Below are 4,976 nucleotides of genomic sequence, written 5' to 3' on the forward strand. Positions count from 1 at the left end.
GGGGGGGGGGGGGGGGGGGGGGGGGGGGGGGGGCGGGGGGGGGGCCCGCCCCCCCCCCCCCCCTACGGGTGAACTGGCCGTCTTGCTGCGCGTCTCTTAGCGGTTCGCCGCGCGGTCAACGCACCCCGCCCAGGAGCTCAGCCAGCGGCGTGCAGGAGGATCCGAAGGCGTCGGCCACGGGGCCGCAGGTGACGCGGCCATCCCAGGTGTTGACGCCCCGGGCGAGCGCCGGATCCGCGCGCAGGGCGCCGGCCAGGTCGGCGGAGGCGAGCTTGCGGCAGTACGGCAGGGTCACGTTGGTGAGGGCGTAGGTGCTTGTCATGGGCACCGAGCCGGGGATGTTGGGAACGCAGTAGTGGATCACCCCCTCCTCGGTGTACACGGGGCGGGCGTGGCTCGTGGGGCGGCTGGTGGGGCTGATGCCCCCCTGGTCGATGGACACGTCCACGAACACGCTCCCCGGCCTCATCCCGCGCAACACCTCCCGGTCCACCAGGTGGGGCGCCCGCGCGCCCACCACGAGCACGGCCCCCACGAGCATGTGGCAGGTGGCGGCGGCCTCACGGATGTTGCGCCGGTTCGACATCAGGGTGACCACCTTGCCGTCGAAGACGTCGTCGATGTAGGACAGGCGGGCGTGGTTGACGTCGATGATGACCACCTCGGCGCCGAGCCCGTAGGCCACCTTGGCGGCGTTGATCCCCACCGCTCCGCCCCCGAGGATGACGATGCGCCCGTGCTTGGTGCCGGGCACGCCTCCCAGCAGGATGCCCATCCCCCCCTTTTCCCGCTGCAGGAAGGCCGCTCCGAGCTGCACGGCCATCTTTCCCGCCACCTGGCTCATGGGCGCCAGCAGGGGGAGGCTTCCGTCGGCGAGCTGGATCGTCTCGTAGGCCACCGCCCGAATCCCCTTGTCCAGGAGGACCCGGCCGAGCTCGGGGAGCGGGGCCAGGTGGAGGAAGGTAAAGAGCGTCTGCCCCGGGCGCAGGAGGGGGTACTCGGCCGGCAGGGGCTCCTTGACCTTCATCACGAGGCCGGCGCAGCCCCACACCTCGGCGGCGCTGCCCAGGACCTCCGCACCGGCGGCCCGGTACTCGGCGTCGTCGATCCCGCTGCCGGACCCGGCACCGGCCTCGACCACTACCCGGTGCCCGTCGCGGACCAGCTCCTCGACCCCCGCCGGCACCACCGCCACCCGATACTCGTTGTCCTTGATCTCCCTGGGCACTCCGATGACCATGGCGTTCCTCACTCCGGGGCGGGGCCGGGCCGGGGCGAAACGGGCAGCGCGACGGCCGGCGCCCGCCTCACCGCGCGCGCAGCAGTGCCGGCCAGTCGATCTCGCCGGCGTCGAAAACCGGTCCTTCCTTGCAGACCCGCAGGTAGGGCTGGCCGGTGCCCGGGACCACGCACCCCAGGCACGCCCCGACCCCGCAGGCCATGTGGGCTTCGAGGGAGACCTGACACGGCACGGCGGCCGCCCCGCAGAGCCGGGCCACGGCGGCGAGCATGGGAGAGGGCCCGCAGGCATAGACGCCCACGCCCCCGGGGCCCTCCTCCAGCTCCTTCTCCAGGAGCCGGGTCACGAGGCCCGGCTCCCCCAGGGAGCCGTCCTCCGTCGCCAGGGCGTAGGGCACCGCCAGGCACGCGAAGTCGTCGTGGCAGAGCACGTCGCGGTCCGCCCTCCCCCCCAGGAGCAGCTTGGGTCGCACGCCGCGGGCCAGAAAGGCGTCGGCCAGGTAGAGGAGCGGCGCCACCCCGATGCCGCCCGCCACCAGGAGCGGGCGCCCTGCCTCCAGGCGAAAGCCGCGCCCCAGGGGTGCCAGCACGTCCACCCGCTCTCCCACATGCACCCGGGCCAGGCGCCGGGTACCCGCCCCCACCACCCGGAAGAGCACCTCGAACTCCCCGGCCTCGGAAGCCGCAACCCGGTGGATGCTCAAGGGGCGGCGCAGGAGCGGGTCCAGGCCGTCGGACACCTTCACCATCACGAACTGCCCCGGCACCGACGGGAACGGCTGGGCCGGCCGCAGGCGCAGCCGGTAGTACTCTCCCCCCACGTTTTCCCGGTGCACCACCCAGGCTCGGTCATCCATTCGTTGATTCCTCGCGGCTTTTCTGAGTGCGTGCGTACCTGTGCGTACCGATATTGCAGGTTTCGCCGCGGTCGAGGGCCAGGAAGGGGGCGCCCAGGCGCACGGCTTCGCGCTGTTGGCCGGGGACGAGGTGGGCGTAGATGCGCAGCGTGGTGGCGACGTTGGCGTGGCCGAGCCGCGCGGAGACGGTGGGCACGGGGACGCCGGCGGCCAGGAGGTGGCTGGCGTGGGTGTGCCGCAGGTCGTGCCACCGGATGCGGGGCACGGGCAGGCGCTTGAGGCGCACGCCGAACTGGGTGGAGAGGTTCTGGGGGCACCACCAGCCGCCGCTCCACCGGGGGAAGATGCGTTCGCCGCAGTCCCACTCGGGCAGGAGGAGCCGGCGGGTGCGTTGTGCCGCCCGGTGCTCTTCGAGGGCGGCCAGGGCTTCGGGGTAGAGCTCGACGCGGCGGTGCTCTTTGGTCTTGGTCTCTTTGAGGAGCGGCCCGCCGCCGATCCAGGAGACGCTCTTCTGGATGACGAGGGCGTCGCCCTGGAGGTCGCCCCACTCCAGGGCCAGGAGCTCGCCGGCGCGCAGGCCGGTGGTGACGGCCACGAGGAGCGGGGTGTGGAGCAGGTCGCCCCGCAGGCCCAGGAGGACCCGGCGGGTGTGCTCGGGGGACCAGACGCGAAGCGGCGGGCGCGGTACCCGGGGCAGTTGGGGCGCCAGGGTGCCGGCGGGGAGGCTCTCGGCCAGGGGCCGCAAGTGGGTTTCGACGACCCTCCAGGTGCTGGCCACGGTGATGGGGGCCAGGCGCCGAGATAGATGCTCGATCCAGGCGGCGACGTCGCCGGGGCCCAGGGCGGCCAGGGCGACCCGGCCCAGGGGGTCGGGCTCTACGAGGGATTGGAGGGTGCGCCGGTAGCGCTGCAGGGTGCCGGGGGCCAGGGCGGCGGCACGGGCTTCGACGGCGCGGGAGAGGTAGCCCGCGACGGTGAGCTCGGAGGGCGGGGGGCCGCCGGCCTGCCGCGACTGCCACAGGGAGAAGGCCAGGGCGTCTTCGGCGGCCCGCTTGGTGGGGTAGCCGCGCCCGCCGGTGGTGCGCCGGCGCCCTTCGGCGCCCCGCGGCAGGTCGTGCCGGTACCACCAGGTGCGCCGTGCCCGGTCGTAGCCTACGGAGCCGCGCATGGTCAGGGAGCTGCGGCGGGTTCGCCCTGGAGGCCCGCGGCCCGAGTGGTGGCGCAGCCGAACAGGCCGCCGATGGTGGGACCCGGGCCCGGCACGGTGGCGCAGGCGGCGGGGATGGCGGCGGGCAGGGTGACGGCCGGGGCGGTGGCCGGCGCTTGGGCGGTGGGGTGGCACTCTTGGCCGGGGCCGAAGGAGATGGGGAGAAGCAGGAGCAGACCCCCCGCCAGAATGCGCAGGAGGCCCGTGGCGCGATGTTTGGGGTCAGGAACAGCGCAAGCTCCGGGGAAGGAGACGACGGGGCTTTCTCGGCCTTCGCGCACGGCTTGGCGGATGAGCCGCACAAGGTAGGCTTCGCGCTCGTCCATGGGTCTTCCCTCTCTAGCGGTACACCTCGCGGCGGTGCCCGACCTTGACGACGGCGACGATGCGCAGGCCGTCGTCTACGTCGTAGAGAATGCGGTAGTCTCCGGCCCGAACCCGGTAACGGCGGGAGCCGCCGAAGAGCTTTTCACACCCAGGGGGTCGAGGCTCGCGGGCAAGCGCCTGGATGCGAGCGAAGAGCCGGGCTCGCGTGGCTCGGTCGCCGATGTCCTGGATGTCGCGCTCGGCCGAGCGGGTGAGCTCGACGCTATAGGAGGCCACGGGCCCGGAAGTCGGTCATCACGTCGGCCAGGGGCCGGGTGGGCTCGCCTGCGCGCTCCTCGAATGTAGCCAGGTCGTGGAGGTCTTCGGCCAGGTGCTCGTGGAGGAGCTCGTTGACCACCTCGGAAAGGCTCCGGTGGATTTCGCCCGCGCGCGCCTTGAGCGCTGCCAAGACCTCGGGCTCGAAGTCGATCTGCACGGATTCGGTCATGGGGTTGCCCTCTCGATCTCTCCCCCCCTCGTTTCTACCTCACCAGCTTCACTAGCCGCCACCCAATCCGCATGCGCTTGACGACGGCCGCGATCCACGCGGCCTCGTCTTGTTGTTGAGGCGGGCTCCCGCCGGTGATCATTTGCCAGCCCGGCGGTAGCTCTGCCCTCCTCACGCCCGGCTCCCACCCTCCATCCCCGCCGAGCCCGACATGCGTTGCTCCTTGGCCAACTCGGAGACCCGTGCGATGACGTCGTAGGGGTCGAGCCAGGGTGCGCCGAGAGCCGCGATGAGGGCTGCAGCGGCTTCGGGGGCAGTAAGTGGCCGACGGGGATCGCGGGTTGCAGCCGGATAGGTCGCGCCTTTCGGAAGCACTTCGACGACCTCGGCGTCGGGCGGTGGTGGAGGGCCCTCCTTTAGCTGGACCAGGTCTGTGGCCATTCGCTTGCCGGTGAGAAGCCATTCGACGCTCACGCCAGCGAACTGAGCGATACGGTAGGCCGTCTCGCTCTTCGGTGCCGGATCCCCCTCCTTGAGCCCTTGAAGCGTTGTGGGTGCCACCCCGGCATCAATCGCGAACTGCCGCCAATTCCCGCCTGCTTTTCGCTCCACAAGAGACGCCAAGCGAGCGCTCAAGCCGGGAAATATTCGGTCCATGGGATTTATCCTATTGACAGTATACGGCCCACCGTGTATTCATATCTCGCAGGATTTGGCGGCGCTTTCCACTCCATACCACATCGGCCCGAATACGGCCAAGGATTAGCACATGGAACCGAGAGCTTGGTTGACGGAGCGCCAGGCCGCGAAGCTGATGGGGTTGAAGCCCGAGGGGTTGCGCGGCCTGCGAAAAAGAAGG

Annotated in this window: 7 protein-coding genes; all 7 read right to left on the reverse strand. The window is 71.6% G+C overall.

All coding sequences use genetic code 11. From position 1 onward, the window contains the following. Positions 1-115 precede the first annotated feature (115 nt). The gene (gene ald, locus AB1578_21900) at positions 116-1,240 is read right to left on the reverse strand and encodes an alanine dehydrogenase (protein MEW6490552.1); all 1,125 of its coding nucleotides are present in this window, start codon (positions 1,238-1,240) and stop codon (positions 116-118) included. 67 nt (positions 1,241-1,307) lie between these two features. Beyond that, on the reverse strand, positions 1,308-2,096 hold the full coding sequence (locus AB1578_21905; GenBank protein ID MEW6490553.1) for a dihydroorotate dehydrogenase electron transfer subunit: 789 nt from the start codon (positions 2,094-2,096) through the stop codon (positions 1,308-1,310). Further along, positions 2,089-3,264 carry a site-specific integrase gene (locus AB1578_21910; GenBank protein ID MEW6490554.1) on the reverse strand — a complete coding sequence of 392 codons (1,176 nt, stop codon included), beginning with the start codon at positions 3,262-3,264 and terminating at the stop codon, positions 2,089-2,091. The genes AB1578_21905 and AB1578_21910 overlap by 8 nt, the downstream gene beginning before the upstream one ends. Positions 3,265-3,266: 2 nt before the next feature. After that, entirely contained in the window at positions 3,267-3,629 is a 363-nt protein-coding gene (locus AB1578_21915) for a hypothetical protein (protein MEW6490555.1), read from the reverse strand. Between the two features lie 13 nt (positions 3,630-3,642). Next, positions 3,643-3,906: a type II toxin-antitoxin system RelE/ParE family toxin gene (locus AB1578_21920; GenBank protein MEW6490556.1), complete on the reverse strand. Its 264-nt coding sequence runs from the start codon at positions 3,904-3,906 to the stop codon at positions 3,643-3,645. Further along, positions 3,893-4,117, reverse strand: coding sequence for a CopG family transcriptional regulator (locus AB1578_21925; protein MEW6490557.1), 225 nt, complete (start codon positions 4,115-4,117; stop codon positions 3,893-3,895). Before AB1578_21925 ends, AB1578_21920 begins: the two co-directional genes overlap by 14 nt. A gap of 171 nt (positions 4,118-4,288) precedes the next feature. Further along, positions 4,289-4,774, reverse strand: coding sequence for a helix-turn-helix transcriptional regulator (locus AB1578_21930; GenBank protein ID MEW6490558.1), 486 nt, complete (start codon positions 4,772-4,774; stop codon positions 4,289-4,291). Between the last annotated feature and the right edge of the window lie 202 nt (positions 4,775-4,976).

The sequence above is a fragment of the Thermodesulfobacteriota bacterium genome, from assembly GCA_040756475.1.
Lineage (GTDB): Bacteria > Desulfobacterota > Deferrisomatia > Deferrisomatales > JACRMM01 > JBFLZB01.

What these genes read in the sequence shown, in the direction of transcription:
- ald (MEW6490552.1), bottom strand. Translation starts at nt 1,240, where the DNA reads ATGGTCATCGGAGTGCCCAGGGAGATCAAGGACAACGAGTATCGGGTG.
- AB1578_21905 (MEW6490553.1), bottom strand. Translation starts at nt 2,096, where the DNA reads ATGGATGACCGAGCCTGGGTGGTGCACCGGGAAAACGTGGGGGGAGAG.
- AB1578_21910 (MEW6490554.1), bottom strand. Translation starts at nt 3,264, where the DNA reads ATGCGCGGCTCCGTAGGCTACGACCGGGCACGGCGCACCTGGTGGTAC.
- AB1578_21915 (MEW6490555.1), bottom strand. Translation starts at nt 3,629, where the DNA reads ATGGACGAGCGCGAAGCCTACCTTGTGCGGCTCATCCGCCAAGCCGTG.
- AB1578_21925 (MEW6490557.1), bottom strand. Translation starts at nt 4,117, where the DNA reads ATGACCGAATCCGTGCAGATCGACTTCGAGCCCGAGGTCTTGGCAGCG.
- AB1578_21930 (MEW6490558.1), bottom strand. Translation starts at nt 4,774, where the DNA reads ATGGACCGAATATTTCCCGGCTTGAGCGCTCGCTTGGCGTCTCTTGTG.